This window comes from Plantactinospora veratri (assembly GCF_036421995.1).
Lineage (GTDB): Bacteria > Actinomycetota > Actinomycetes > Mycobacteriales > Micromonosporaceae > Plantactinospora > Plantactinospora veratri.
On sequence record NZ_JAZGQL010000012.1, the window covers coordinates 286,071 to 300,215 of the forward strand.

The window sequence follows — 14,145 nt, forward strand, 5'->3', positions numbered from 1 at the left end:
GAATGACCGACATGTTGCGTGCCCCCGCCGAGGTGAAGTACGCCGAGGAACTCGACTGGCTGGAGTCGGTCGACGACGGACCCAGGCCGTTCTCCTGGCGGCTCAGCCCGCGGATGGTCCGGCTCTTCGTGCTCGGCTCCGAGCGGGCCGACGGCCTCGACCGGGAGATCTCGCAGAAGTGGTTCGGCGACCGGAGTTTCGTCGAGCGCAGCATCGTGACCCTGGCCTCGGACCGGGGCCTGCTGCTGATCGGTGACCCCGGCACCGGCAAGAGCTGGCTCGCCGAGCTGCTCGCCGCCGCGATCTGCCGCAACTCCACGCTGGTGGTGCAGGGCACCGCCGGCACCACCGAGGACCACATCAAATACTCGTGGAACGTCTCGATGGTGATCGCCCGGGGCCAGTCCCGGGAGTCGATGATCCCGTCGCCGATCATGACGGCGATGGAGCAGGGGGTGATCGGGCGGTTCGAGGAGCTGACCCGGTCGACCAGCGACGTCCAGGACGCGTTGATCTCCATTCTCTCCGAGAAGTACGTCTCCATCCCGGAGCTGGACGACGACAACATCGTCTTCGCCCAGCCGGGCTTCTCGATCATCGCCACCGCGAACAGCCGGGACCGGGGCGTGAACGACCTCTCCTCGGCACTCAAGCGCCGGTTCAACTTCGTCCGGATCCCGGTGGTGACGAACAAGCGCAGCGAGGCGGAGATCGTCCGGTTCCGTACCACCGAACTGCTGCGCCGGCACCGGATCGAACTGGACGTGCCGCCGACGCTGCTGGACATCCTGTTGCAGAGCTTCGCGGACCTGCGGGCGGCGGCGGCCGCGGCCGGCAGCGACGACGAGAAGTTGGAGTCGGCGCTCTCCACCGCCGAGCAGATCGGTGTGCTGGAGGACGCGATCCTGCACAGCCACTTCTTCGGCGACCGGACGCTGCGGGCCGGCACGCTGGCCGGCTCACTGGTCGGCTCGCTGGCCCGGCGTGCACCGGAGGACCTGGCGATCCTGAACAAGTACTGGCACGGCGTGGTCGAGCCGCGCAGCAAGGCCGACGGCGGGTCGTGGCCGGAGTTCCTCGAGGGCGGTCGCGAGGCGATCGCGACGCTGTCGTGAGCGGGCGGGTATCCGTTCCCCCGGACCGGTCGGCGGGCACGTTCGCCCCGCTGCGCGCGCAGCTTGAGGCGGCGGCGACCACGTTCGCCGGTGGTCCGGGCGCGGTGGCCGAGATCCTCACCGGGATCGTCGACGACGTCGACCGGGCACTGGGGGAGGAGTTGGAGATCTTCCCGGTCTGCCACCACTCACCCGCCTCCGCGCTGGCGATGGCCCGCCGGCTCCGCGAGAAGCAGCCCGCCGTCATCTACCTGGAACTCTGCGAGGACCTGCGACCGCTGCTGGAGGAGCTGCGCAACTGCCGGCTGCCGGTGGCGTTGCAGGCGTTCGCGTCCGATCTCGACGGGTTCCCGTCGGCCTGGGCACCGCTCAACATCGTCGCCCCGATCAGCGAGGCGTCGGCGGAATACCAGGCCATCGCGTACGCGCTGGACACCCCGGGCGTCGAGCTGGTCCTGGTGGACCGGTCGGCGGACCACGTCTTCCAGTGGACGTCGACCGATCCGGCATCCGGCGTCGGGCCCGAGTCCGGCGACTCCGATGCGACCCCGGACGGATCCGGCGGGCAGCCGGCGGAGGAGGCGGCCCTGCACGGGGAGGCGGTCGGGATCGGCATCGGCGACCTGCGTCCCCGGTTCGCCGAACTCCGCTCCTACCTGCTGCACCACGGTAGGGTGCGGCACTGGTCCGAGTGGTGGGACCAGTACGTCGAGCAGCCGCTCGCCGACGCCGACTACGACACGTACCGGCAGGTCATGGTCCTGATCGGCAGCCTGTTCCGGCGACTGCGTCCACCGGCCGACCCCGGTCACGACGACCGGGACTCCGACCGCGAGCGCCACATGTGGACCCGGATGCGCCAGCACCTGGCGGCCACCGGCGTCGACCGGTCCCGCTGCCTCTACGTCTGCGGCGCCTTCCACGCGGCCAGCCCGGTCGAGGAGTTCGGCACCGCACCCGGCACCCCCGACTGGGAGATCAGCCCACCCACCGCCACCCGCTGGCTGTACGGGCTCATCCCGTCCAGCCACTCGGCGATCGAGCGGCAGTTCGACCTCGCTCCCGGGTCGGTGTCGATCGCCCAGGCCGGCTGGGCGAAGGCGGTGGGCCGGGGCGGTGTCACGCCGTACCAGCTGGCGGGGCAGCAGGCGGGCCGTAAGCGGGGAAGGGCGAAGAAGCAGCCTGCGGCGGCGCCGGCACCGGTCACCGACCGGCTCTCCGGGTTTCTCTCCCGGCCGCCGGTGCTGGACGAGGTCGACGAGGCGGAGTTGCTCGGCTGGTGCGTCGACATCGTGCGGCTGGCCCGCCGCAACGGCTACCTGGCCAGCACGGCCGACGCGATCGCGGTCTTCGAGACCTCGATCCTGCTGGCCGGGATCCGCAACCGGGCCCGACCGACGCCCTACGACTTCTCGGACGCGGCGGTCACCTGTATCGAGAAGGACGTCGTCCCCGGCCGGCGGGACGTACGCCGGCTCTGCGAGATCCTGCTCGGCGGCGACCGGATCGGCCAGGTCGGCTACGACGCGCTGCCGCCGCTGGCCCGGGACGTCTTCGACCGGCTCGCGCCGCTGGGGCTCGCCCTGGAGACCCGCACCATCCAGCGGGCCCTGCTGGACCTGACCGCCCGCCCTGAGTTGGCGCCCTGCTCGGATCTGCTCTGGGTGCTGCACCGCCTGCTGCCCGACGGCGTCGTCCGGCCGATCATGGGGGATCGGCGGCTCGGCGAGCGTTCCATCCAGGAGAGCTGGGATCTGGGGCTGGGCCGGCACCAGCGCGCGGTGATCGAGCTGGGCTACGAGGGCATCACCGTCGAACAGGTGCTGGAGAAGCGGCTGCGTCGCTCGGTCTGGGCTCCGGACGCCACCGCCGCGGTCGCGCTGGCGGCGGTGGAGGACGCGATCCTGTTCCTGCCCAGCCGGCGCTTCGTCGACGAACTCGGCTGCCGGGCCGTCGAACTGCTCTCCGCCGAGCGCACCCTGGACGAGGCGCCGGAGGTGCTGCGCCGGATCCGCCGGCTGCTGGCGCACCACCGCACCACCGAGCCGGAGCTGCCGGCCTGGTGCGAGTCCTTCGTGACGACCGGGTACGCGCACTACTGCACCCTGCTGCCGACCGCCTTCACCGACGACGAGACCGGGGTACGCCAGGTCGGGGCGATGCTCGGCTTCCTCTTCTCCATGGAGAGCCTGGCGTTGTCCCTCGGCTGCGACCGTGCCCAACTGGAGCTGGCGGTGCGCCAGTCGCACCCGGAGGCACCGGCGAAGGTGGCGCTGCTCTGGGCCGCCCAGTCCCAACTGGGGCTGCTGTCGATGGCACAGCTCCGGTCCCGCTGTGCCGAACTGTTGACGAATCCGCTCGTCGTGCCGGCGTTCCCGCACTACCTGAGCGGCTTCGTACAGGCGCTGGAGCCGGTGCCGTCACTGGCCTCGTTCGTCGTGGAGGTGATCTCCGAGGCGTTCGCCCGGCTGCCCGATCCGGTGCTGCTGCCCTGGCTGCCCAAGCTGATCACGACGCTGCGGGAGCAGGCCTGCGAACTCGTCCCGCTGCTGGTCCGGGAGGCGGGCCGGACCTTCCCGGCCGGTCTCGCCGCGCTCGATTCCTGGGTGCCGCCCTGGGCGTCCGACCCGACCGCCTCGCCCGCGCCGGATGCCCTGGCTGGTAGCCCGGTGTCGTCGTCCGGGCCTGCGGTCGGGTTGCTGCGTGAGCATCCCGCCGCCTGCGACGCCGTTGCCGAACTGCTCGGCTGCGACGCCGGTTGGCAGCCGGCCGGGGCGGGCGGGGGCGAGTCACCGCCGAGCGGGCCGGCGTTGCTGCTACGCGCGCATCCGGCGACCGCGGCTGCCGTCGTCGAGTTGCTCGCCGAGACGGCCGGCTCCCGGTGAACCGGAACCGGGCGACCGCCCCGGGGCTGCGGCGTGGATCCTCCCCACCAGGGACGAGCGCCGGCCGGACCGCCACCTGTACCGGCGCTGTAGCTGCTTCTGGAGGTGGCGTCCGTACCCTCGCGCAATGATCAGCATCGCCCGGACCGCCCGGGCCGTCGCGGTGGTCTGGCGGTCCGGGCGGGCCAACCTGGCGGCGTACGTGCTGCTCGCGCCGATCGCGGGCGCGTTGCCGGTACTGGCGGCCTGGCTCACCAAACTCGTTCTCGACCGGATCGCGAACGCCTCCGGCGGCCCGATCCTCGGGGTGGCGAGCGCGTTGGCGGGAGTCTCCGTCGGCCTCGCCCTGGTGCCGCACCTGATGAACTACCTGCGGGCGGACCTCGGCCGCTCGGCCGCCATCGTCGCGCTGGACCAGCTGTATGCCGCCACCGACCGCCTCGCCGGCCTGCGCCGGCTGGAGGAACCGGCCTTCCAGAACACGCTCCGGCTCGCCGAGCAGGCCGGGCGGGACGGGCCCGGCCGCTGCGTCGACGGGCTGCTCGGCCTGGTGCAGGGCACGGTGCTGCTGACCGGCTTCATCGGCACCCTCGTGGTGATCAACCCGGTGATGGCCCTGCTGGTGGCGGCCGGCGGCGTACCGGCGCTGGTGGCGGAGGTCCGGCTGAGCCGCCGCCGGGCGAACCTGCTGTGGGAGATCGGGCCCGGCGAGCGGCGCGAGATGTTCTACGCCAGCCTGCTGACCAGCTTGTCCGCGGCCAAGGAGATCCGCCTGCTGCGACTGGGCGGGCTGTTCCGGCGCCGGATGCTCGCCGAGCTGGGTACCGCGAGTGCCGCCCGCCGGTCCCTCGAACGCCGGGAGGTACGCGTCCAGGCGCTGCTGGCGATACTGAGCGCGACGCTCTCCGGCGGCGGCCTGGTGTGGGCCGTCGCCACCGCCCGGTCCGGCGGGCTCACCGTGGGCGACGTGGCCGTCTTCGTCGCCGCCGTCGCCGGGGTGCAGAGCAGCCTGACCACCCTGATCGACCACATTGCCGGCATCCACCAGGCGATGCTGCTGCTCGCCCACTACGAGCAGATCGTCACCTGCCCGCCGGACCTGCCGGAGCCGACCCGGCCGCGACCGGTACCGCCGCTGAAGCGGGGCATCGAGTTGCGCGACGTCTGGTTCCGCTACGGTCCGGACCATCCGTGGGTGCTGCGGGGCGTGCACCTGTTCATCCCGGCCGGCCAGGCGGTGGCCCTGGTCGGCCACAACGGCGCCGGCAAGAGCACCCTGGTCAAGCTCCTGTGCCGGTTCTACGACCCGACCCGGGGTGCGATTCTCTGGGACGGCCTCGACCTCCGCGAGCTGCCGGTAGCGGAGCTGCGGGCCCGGATCGGCGCGGTGTTCCAGGACTACATGACCTACGACCTGACGGCCGCGGAGAACATCTGGCTCGGCGACGTCGACCCGTCCGGCCCGGACCAGGTGCCTGCCGAGGATGTCGCCCGGATCGCCGACGCCGCCCGCCGGGCCGGCATCCACGAGACCATCGAGGCCCTGCCCCGGGGGTACCAGACGATGCTGTCCCGGGTCTTCGAACTGGACGGCGATCCGGCGGACGCCGGCGTCCTGCTCTCCGGTGGGCAGTGGCAGCGGGTGGCGATCGCCCGCTCGGTGCTGCCCCCGGCGCGGGACCTGCTGATCCTCGACGAGCCGAGTGCCGGCCTGGACGCCGAGGCCGAGCGCGACATCCAGCTCCGGCTGGGCCACTACCGGGCCGACCGGACCAGCGTGCTGATCTCGCACCGGCTGGGTACGCTGCGGGATGCCGACCTGATCGTGGTGCTGTCGGGCGGGCGGGTCGTCGAGGCGGGCCGGCACGGGGAGCTGTTGGCGGCCGACGGCACCTACGCCACGCTGTTCCGGATGCAGGCGTCGGGTTACGCCCCGGCCGAGGTGGAGGCGGAGGCGGAGACGACACCGGCCGGCTGACCCGGGCCGACCAGGAACGTTTCGAGTACGCCGTCCCGCTGGCCGGGCAGGTCGGCGAAGAGCAGGTTGGCCCGTCGGGCGTACCCGTCCGCCGCCGCCCGCTCGCCACGGCGCTCCCGTACCCGGCCGAGCTGCCGGAGCGCTGCCGCCTCGCCGTACCGGTCGCCGGCCGCCCTGGCCAGGGTCAGCGCCTCCTCGCCGTCCTGGTGGGCCAGCGCCACGTCGCCGATCCGCAGGTACACCTCCGAGCGGCTGAGCAGCGCCTCCCACTCGTCCTCCCGGTTGCCGGTCCGCCGGCACAGTCGCAGCCCGGCGGTGAGCGCCGTGAGCGCGTCGGGATGCCGCCCGAGTTGGCTCTGCGTCCGGCCGAGCGCGACCAGCGTGATCGCCTCGCCGACGGCGTCGCCGTCTTCGCGCCGCATCGCCAGGCAGCGGGTGAGGTGCAGTCCGGCGGCCGGGAAGTCGCCGAGTTCGAACTCGATCTCCGCCAGGTTGTGCAGTGCCATGGCGAGCCATACCGGCTTCGCCTCGGCGAGCAGCCCGACGGCCGCCCGGACGAGTTCCGCCGCCCGGCGGGGCGAACCCGTCCGGTGGTGGAACCAGCCGAGGTTCTGGAGTGCCCGCCCCTCGCCCTCGCGGTCACCCAGCCGGCGCCACAGCCCCAGCGCCGACTCCAACGCGCCGCACGCCGCCTCCGGGGATCCGGTACGCCAAAGCAGCGTCGCCCGCAGCGGAAGCACGGTGGCCCGGGCGGCGTCGTCCCGGGTCAGGCCCGCCGCCTGCTCGCAGACGGTGACCAGCGCATCGGCCTCCGCCCAACGGTTGTGCTTCTGCAACCACACCGCCACCGACGGAATCGCCTCCACGCAGAGCCGGCTCAGCGGTGGCGCCGCGTCGCAGGCCTGACGTGCTGCGGCGATGATCCCGGCCAGCTCGCCGTCGACCCAGCGCACGGCGTCGTCGAGCGTGCCAAGTTCGGTGATGGTCGGCCCGGCGGCGAGTTCGGCCACCCGCTGCGGGCGCAACAGTTGGCCCGCGCGCAGCACCGTGGTCAGATACGCGGTGAGCCCGCGCCGTACCGCGCGTTGCCGCTCGGCGGCCGGATCCACCTCCTCGGCCAGCTCCGCGCCGAAGAGCCGGAGCAGGTCGTGGAAGCGGAACCGGGCCGGCCCGACCGCGTCCAGCAGGTGCGTCTCGGTGAGCCGGTCCAGCAGGGTCAGGGCGCGCCGTTGCGGGACACCGATGGTGACCGCCGCGAGCGGCAGCGGCAGTTCCGGCACCCGCAGCAGCGACAGCGACCGGAAGGCGGCTGCCGCCGTGCGGTCGTCCGGATCGGCGCTGTCCAACAGTTGGCGGTAGGTGTTCCAGAAGCTGGACCGGATGGCGAGGTCCTCCGCGCGGAGTTCGTCCAGGCGCTCCCGCTCGTCGTCCAGCCGGTCCGCGAGTATCGCGACGGACCAGTCGGGGCGGGCCGCGAGCCGGGCTCCGGCGATGCGCAGCGCCAGCGGGTGCCCGTCGCAGAGTGTCACGAGCTGTTCGGTCGCGTCCGGGTCGACCGCCACCCGGCCGTCCCCGCAGAGGGTGTCGAGGAGTTGCCGCGCCTCGGCGTCGCTGAGTCGATCCGGCCGCAGCCGGAGGGCGTCGAGGGTGCTCGCCGGCCGGCGGCTGGTGACGAGGACCGCGCAGTCCCGGCCGGCCGGCAGCAGGGGCCTGATCTGCGGCGCCCCGGTCGCGCCGTCCAGGAGGATCAGCAACCGCCGGGCGGCCGTCTCGGACCGGAACCGCGCGGCCGCCTCGCCCAGTTCGAGCGGTACGTCCCTGGCCGGTACGCCGAGCGCGCGCAGTAGCTGGCCGAGCGCCGACAGCGGGTCCAGACCGGGCATCCCGGGAGCCCCGCCCTGTAGGTCGAGGTAGAGCTGCCCGTCGGGGTAGTGGCCCGCGAGCAGGTGCGCGGCGCGTACCGCCAGGGTGGTCTTGCCCATCCCGCCGGGGCCGTGCAACACCACCACCGACGGACCCGTCCGCGGCCCGTTCCCGGTGGTGCAGGCCCGCTCGATGGCACGCAGTTCGTCGACCCGACCGACGAACGCGGCCGGGTCCGGCGGCAACTGCCGGGGCGGCCCGGGCGGATCGCCGGGCACGGCGGCCGGTGGCGGGTCGACGGGTTCCGTGCTCGCGTCCGCCGTGGACAGCTCCGGGGCCCGGCGCAGGATGGCCTGGTGCAGCCGGGACAGCTCCGTGCCGGGTTCGAGGCCGAGCTGGTCGGCGAAGACCGCGCGGGTCTCCGCGTACGCGGCCAGCGCCGCCGGGGCGTCGCCGGACCGGTACAGCGCCAGCATGAGCTGGTGACGCAGCCGCTCCCGGTACGGGTGGACGGTGATCAGCAGCCGCAGTTCGCCGGTGACCGAGGCGTGCTCGCCGCGCGCCAGGCGTACCTGGATCAGATCCTCGACCAGCGACAGGTGCTGCTCCTCGAGCAGGGTGATCCGGGCGGCCAGTTCCGGCCCCGGGCGGACGTCCTCGGCCGGCCGGCCCCGCCACAGCTCCAGCGCCGCCCGCAGCCGTGCGGTGGCGGTGGCGTGGTCGCCCCGGGCCAGCGCCGCCCGGCCCAGCTCGATCGCGCTCTGGAAGCGGTGCAGGTCCAACTCCTCCGGGTCGACCCGCAGCCGGTACCCGGCGGCACCGGCGACCAACCGGTCGTCGTCGGCGGGTCCGCCCTCCAGCTCGGCCAGCAACCGGCGCAGCCCGCTGGCATAGGTGCGCAGGTTCGCCACCGCCGAGCGGGGCGGCTGGTCCCACAGCTCGCCGACGAGGCGGTCCAGCGAGACCCGCTCGTTGGCCGACAGCAACAGGATGGCCAGCATCGCCCGCTGCTTCTGCGGGCCGACCGGCACGGCCCGACGGGCGGCGGTGATCCGGAGTGGGCCGAGTAGCTGGAATCGCAGGCTCAAGGCACCTCTACCAGTTTGTATCGATGTTGTAGGTCGCCGTGTAGCACGGCCGGCTACCGTCCGCGATCAGTCTAGAGATCCAGATTGGAGGTACGCGATGACCCGTCACGTCGGCACCCTGGCGGACCGGTTCCTGGCGCTGATGCTGCCCAGGACCACCGCCTCGGCGGTCTGCCAGCCGCTCTGCAGCAACGTCCCGATGTGCTGCCGGTTCACCAACACCCGGTTCAAGTGGCGCACCTGTAACAGCCAGTGCCAGTGCTGGTGGGGTACCGAGTGCTGAAGTAACCGCCCGTGAGAGCGTCGCGGCCGGACACCCCCCCGGCCGCGACGCGCTCGTGCCATTCCCGTCAGGAGCGAAGCCATGTCCATCGTCGTCGCCGTACTCGTCGTCCTCAGCACACTCACGCTGCTGAACCTGCTGCTCACCTTCGGCGTCGTCCGGAAGCTGCGCGAGCACACCCAGGAGTTGGCCGCCGTCCGCCCGCCGGCGACCCTCACCGTCGGCGCGCAGGTGCCGGACTTCACCGCGTCGACCGCCGGCGGCGAGGTGGTCTCCGTCGCCTCGCTGCGCACGGCGGGCGCCCTGGTGGCGTTCCTCGCCCCCGACTGTGCGGGATGCCGGGAGCAGCTTCCCTCGGTACGGTCGACGCTCGCCGAGGCGCTGGAGACCCCGGCGGCGGTGCTCGTCGTGCTCACCAGGCTGCGCCCGGAGCAACCGGACCGGGAGGAGCGCGAGCGCGCCGAGCTGGTGGCGGCGCTGGGCGTGCTCGACACCCGGGCGGCGATCGTCCACGAGCCGCTCGACGGGGCGCTCCAGTCGACCTTCCAGGTCGCCGCCTTCCCCGCGTTCTACCTGGTCGGCACCGACGGGCGGGTGACCGGGGTCAGCAACAGCGCCGCCCAGCTAGCCGAGCTCCTGCCGGGACGCGACGTCGTGCCCGCCGGACGATGACTCCACGGCGGACCGCAGCCGTCGGATGACCACGCCCCGGACCAGCTCCGGTGCGAGCGCGCCGAAGGCCCGGGAGTCGAGGCTGTGTCGCGGCGCGTCACCGAGGACGTAGACCTCTCCCTCCGGCAGCGCCGCCACCCGCTTGACCATCAACTGCGTGGCGGCGTCGACGTCGCCCGAGGTGATCCTGACGCCGGGCGGCGGCAGGCAGACGACGACGGCGCCGACCCGCAGCCGGCGCCGGAATCCCCGCCGTAACACGAGGAGCTGGTCGCCGTCCCGGTACGTCGGGGTCATGCTGTCGCCGTTGACCCCGACGACCTGGAGCAGGGCACGGGCAACCAGGACGGCGATCGCGAGCGTCACGAACACGAACGAGCCGGCGACGATCAGCAGCGTGGGTCGAGGCACCGCGCCACGGTAGCCCCTCGCGGGGCGGGCGGTGACAGGAGGCGGGAGAGGATGTCGTACGCGTTGGAGTTCAGCCGGTGGTTGCTCGTACTGGTCTTCCTGGCCTCGGCCGGCAGCAAGTTGCGCGGGCGGGCCTCGTTCCGGGCGTTCGCCGACTCGTTGCGGGCGATGGCACTGCTGCCGTCGCGGGTGGTCGGGCCGGTGGCGGTGGCGGTGACGACGGCCGAGGCGGCGGTGCCGGTGCTGCTGGTACCGCTGCCCGTGGCCGGGCTGACCACGGTCGGGTTCGCGCTGGCGGCGGCCCTGTTGGCGGCGTTCACGGTGGCGGTCGCGGCGGTGCTCCGCCGTGGTACCCCGGTCTCCTGCCGGTGCTTCGGGGAAGCCGCCGCGGCCCCGTTCGGCCGGCATCACCTCGCCCGCAACGTCGTGCTGACCGCGCTCGCCGGTGCCGGTGGGTACGCCTCGCTCGGTGGTCCCGGCACGACGGTCGGGACCGTCGTGCTCGCCGTGCCGCTGGCCGTGGTGGGGGCGCTCGTCGTCGTCCGGCTCGACGACATCGCCGCGCTGTTCCGGCCCGGCACCCCGGCCGGGCAAGCGGCCCGGCGCGGTACCGCCGTCCGGGGCGGCCGTCCGGGCGGCTGAGCCGGCCGGGCTCGGAACGAGGTGGATCTCGGGTCCGCACGTAGTCTTCGCCGGGTGAGGGAGATCGTGACGTATCTGGAGATGACCGCCCGCGACCAGCTCGTCCCGGCCGATCCGGTGCCCGGCCTGGCGTTGCAGCCGTTGGACCGGGACTCGCCGTTGGTCGTCGAGTTGCAGGTCGAGATCGGTGCTCCGCACGGGTGGCCGTGCGCGCGCCGCACCGGGGACGACTGGACCGCGTGGTTCGCCCGGCATCCGGACCGGGTGTTCTGGCTGCTCTCCTTCGACGGCGAGCCTGCGGGACTGGTGGCCTACGATCTCCATCCCGGCGACGAGGTGGAGATCGAGACCTTCGGGCTGGTGCCGAGGTTCGTCGGCCGGCGCCTGGGCGGGTACGCGTTGACGCTCGGGGTCCAGCGGGCCTGGGAGCTGGCGCCCACGGTACGGCGGATCTGGCTGCACACCTCGTCGGTGGACCACCCGCACGCCCTGCCCAACTATCACCGCCGAGGTTTCCGCACCTTCCGGACCGAAGAGGGCGAACGCGGCTGAGCCGCCGCTCGCAATCTCGACAATCGAACGATCCCCGTGACATCGTCGGTGTCCGCCACCATCCGGGGCTGCCGGGCTCCGGGGGGAGGAGACGGAGAGACGATGTCCGCGCTCAGCTTCCTCGCTCGCCGTCGGCGTACCGCTGACGGCACCGTCCACACCGGTCGGCTCGGCCGGCGGAGCCGCTCCGTCCCGCCCGCCGGGGCCGGTGGCAGGTCCGCCGGATCCCGTGTCCGCCGGGGCCTCACCGGTGGGCTCGGGATCGCCCTGACCGCCGTACTCGGCGCCGGACTGGCGACACCGGCCGCCGCCTGGACCGGCGGTGCCGGGCAGCGGCTCGACATCGAGGTCCTCTCCAGCCGGGCCGATCAGGTCACCGGGGGCGACGCGCTGGTCCGGGTCACCGTCGACGGCCGGATCGACCCGCGCGCGGTCCGGGTCACCCGCAACGGCGCCGACGTCACCCGCGCGTTCCAGGTCGACGGCCGGGCGCTGCGCGGCGTCGTCGACGGGCTCCGGGACGGCGCGAACCTGCTCCGGGCGGGCGCCCGGTCGGCGCGTACCGCGACCCTTGCCGTACGCAACCATCCGATCTCCGGTCCGATCTTCTCCGGGCCGCAGCAGTATCCGTTCCTCTGCCGCACCGAACAGAACGGGCTCGGCGCACCGCTGGTGGACAACCAGGACGGGCAGGGGATGCGGGTGCCCGGCCCGGACGGCGCGATCACCGGCTGGAGCCGGGACTGTGCCGCCCCGACCGTCGTCGACCGGCTCTACCGGGCCGCCGACGGCACGTTCAAGCCGATGCCGCCGGACGGCACCCGCCCGGCCGACCTGACCACCACCCGCACCCTGGACGGCCAGACCGTCGACTACGTCGTACGCCGGGAACGCGGCACCATCAACCGGTTCGTCTACTCGATCGCCGTGCTGGAGGGGAACTGGAACCGCCGGGTCGTCTACCGCTTCGACGGCGGGGTGGCGATCGGACACGACCAGGGCCGGCTCCCCGGCGGGCATCTCTACCACGAGGGTCTCTCGCTCGGTTACGCCGTCCTCTACTCCACCGGCACCCGCACGGCCACCCACTACAACCTGGTGCTCGGCGGCGAGACCGCGCTGATGCTGAAGGAGCACTTCGTCGAGGAGTACGGCGTTCCGCTCTACACGGTCGGGGTCGGCGGCTCCGGCGGCGGCATCCAGCAGTACGTCTACGGCCAGAACCACGGCAACCGGGTGATCGACGCGGCGATCCCGCAGTACTCGTACCCGGACATGGCCACCCAGACGATCCACGTCGGCGACTGCGAACTGCTCGAGTACTACATGGACGTCACCGACCGGGCGAACCCGAAGTGGCGGGACTGGGAGAACCGGACCTGGCTGATCGGCATGAACGCCAGCGCCACGGTGCCGAACCCGTACCTCGGCGGTGCGCCCGGCTCCACCGAGTGCATCGAGGGCTGGCGCGGCCTGACCCCGCTGGCGTTGAACCCGCGCTGGTTCCCCGGCGACCCGCTCTGGGACCGGATGGACCCACCCGGGGTGGCCGGGACGGTGCAGTGGTCGCACTGGGGCGACCTGGTGAACATCTACGGCACCGGCCCGGACGGGTACGCCCGGTCCACCTGGGACAATGTCGGCGTCCAGTACGGCCTGTCGGCGCTGACCTCGGGCCGGATCACCCCGGCCGAGTTCCTCGACCTGAACGCCCGGGTCGGCTCCTGGAAGCCGCAGCCGGAGATGGTGCAGGAGGGCTGCCCGTTCACCCCGGCGGCCTGTGCCGACCCGGCCCAGTTCGACCCCTGGTCGTCGCGGAACATGCGACTGTCGCCGGACGGCGGCCGGACGCCGGCGCCGCGTACCACGGGCGACCGGCGGGCGATCCGGGCCGCGTACGAGTCGGGGATCGTCTTCACCGGTGACATCGACATCCCGATCATCGACTGGCGGCACTACCTCGAAGAGCAGCTGGACATGCACAACTCGCACCAGTCCTTCGCGTCCCGGCAGCGGATGCGCGAACACGACCGGGACGCCGGCAACCAGGTCATCTGGTTCACCGACGCCCGGCCGGCCGAGGCGTTCGACCAGACCCCGGAGGCGCTCGCGGTGATCGACGACTGGATGGCCAACCTGCGGCTGCGGCCGTGGCGGGGCGTGCAGGGCAACAGGCCGGCGCTTGCCGTGGACCGCTGCTTCGACACCGCCGGTACGGAGATCGCCCGGGGGGACCACGTCTGGGACGGCATCCTCGACAACCGGGCCGACGGCGCATGCACCCGACAGTTCCCGCTCTACGGGACGTCCAGGACGGTCGCCGGTGGACCGATCGAGGGCGGCGTCTACGCCTGCGACCGGCAGCCGGTCCGGGTGGCGATCGCCCGGGGACTCTACGGATCGTGGCGCCCGACCGACGCCGAGCGGCGGCGCCTGGAACAGATCTTCCCGACCGGGGTCTGCGACTACCGCTGACGCACCGCCGGCCACGGGCCGGCGCCCGACCGGCAGGCCGGGCCGAGCGGACCGCCTCACGTCGAAACTGTCGTGGTGCGGCCGAGCGGCCCGGCTGCCGCCTGTCCGGGAACCGCTCCGGGCATCGCCAGCGAGAATTCCGTTTCCGGAAACGCGGTCACATATCAGGGTGCACGGCCGT

Annotated in this window: 10 protein-coding genes; 8 read left to right on the plus strand and 2 right to left on the minus strand. The window is 73.1% G+C overall.

Features of this window, described 5'->3' with window-relative positions; genetic code table 11:
* Positions 1-2 precede the first annotated feature (2 nt).
* The 3 genes from V1634_RS18075 (at position 3) to V1634_RS18085 (ending at position 5,978) form a co-directional block, all read left to right on the plus strand.
* Positions 3-1,115: an ATP-binding protein gene (locus V1634_RS18075; protein WP_331209020.1), complete on the plus strand. Its 1,113-nt coding sequence runs from the start codon at positions 3-5 to the stop codon at positions 1,113-1,115.
* Positions 1,112-4,000, plus strand: coding sequence for a DUF5682 family protein (locus V1634_RS18080; RefSeq protein ID WP_331209021.1), 2,889 nt, complete (start codon positions 1,112-1,114; stop codon positions 3,998-4,000). The genes V1634_RS18075 and V1634_RS18080 overlap by 4 nt, the downstream gene beginning before the upstream one ends.
* A 127-nt stretch (positions 4,001-4,127) precedes the next feature.
* A complete protein-coding gene (locus V1634_RS18085; RefSeq protein WP_331209022.1) occupies positions 4,128-5,978 on the plus strand; it encodes an ABC transporter ATP-binding protein in 1,851 nt (616 codons plus the stop codon).
* Here the strand turns inward: V1634_RS18085 and V1634_RS18090 are convergent.
* Positions 5,927-8,929, minus strand: a complete 3,003-nt coding sequence (locus tag V1634_RS18090) for an AfsR/SARP family transcriptional regulator (protein WP_331209023.1) — start codon at positions 8,927-8,929, stop codon at positions 5,927-5,929. The genes V1634_RS18085 and V1634_RS18090 overlap by 52 nt on opposite strands.
* A 97-nt stretch (positions 8,930-9,026) precedes the next feature.
* Between V1634_RS18090 and V1634_RS18095 the strand changes: the two genes are divergently transcribed.
* Together V1634_RS18095 and V1634_RS18100 are read left to right on the plus strand one after the other, a co-directional pair.
* Positions 9,027-9,212, plus strand: coding sequence for a hypothetical protein (locus V1634_RS18095; protein WP_331209024.1), 186 nt, complete (start codon positions 9,027-9,029; stop codon positions 9,210-9,212).
* An 81-nt stretch (positions 9,213-9,293) separates the two neighbouring features.
* Positions 9,294-9,884 (plus strand): peroxiredoxin family protein, encoded by a 591-nt coding sequence (locus V1634_RS18100; protein ID WP_331209025.1) that lies wholly within the window; start codon positions 9,294-9,296, stop codon positions 9,882-9,884.
* Here the strand turns inward: V1634_RS18100 and V1634_RS18105 are convergent.
* Positions 9,837-10,295 (minus strand): S26 family signal peptidase, encoded by a 459-nt coding sequence (locus V1634_RS18105; RefSeq protein WP_331209026.1) that lies wholly within the window; start codon positions 10,293-10,295, stop codon positions 9,837-9,839. The genes V1634_RS18100 and V1634_RS18105 overlap by 48 nt on opposite strands.
* Before the next feature lie 51 nt (positions 10,296-10,346).
* Between V1634_RS18105 and V1634_RS18110 the strand changes: the two genes are divergently transcribed.
* From V1634_RS18110 to V1634_RS18120, 3 genes are all read left to right on the plus strand, one after another.
* Complete coding sequence (locus V1634_RS18110) at positions 10,347-10,937, plus strand: MauE/DoxX family redox-associated membrane protein (protein WP_331209027.1); 591 nt, start codon at positions 10,347-10,349, stop codon at positions 10,935-10,937.
* Positions 10,938-10,991: 54 nt separating this feature from the next.
* Positions 10,992-11,489, plus strand: a complete 498-nt coding sequence (locus V1634_RS18115; RefSeq protein ID WP_331209028.1) for a GNAT family N-acetyltransferase — start codon at positions 10,992-10,994, stop codon at positions 11,487-11,489.
* Between the two features lie 102 nt (positions 11,490-11,591).
* The gene (locus V1634_RS18120; RefSeq protein ID WP_331209029.1) at positions 11,592-13,964 is read left to right on the plus strand and encodes a DUF6351 family protein; all 2,373 of its coding nucleotides are present in this window, start codon (positions 11,592-11,594) and stop codon (positions 13,962-13,964) included.
* Positions 13,965-14,145: the final 181 nt, after the last annotated feature.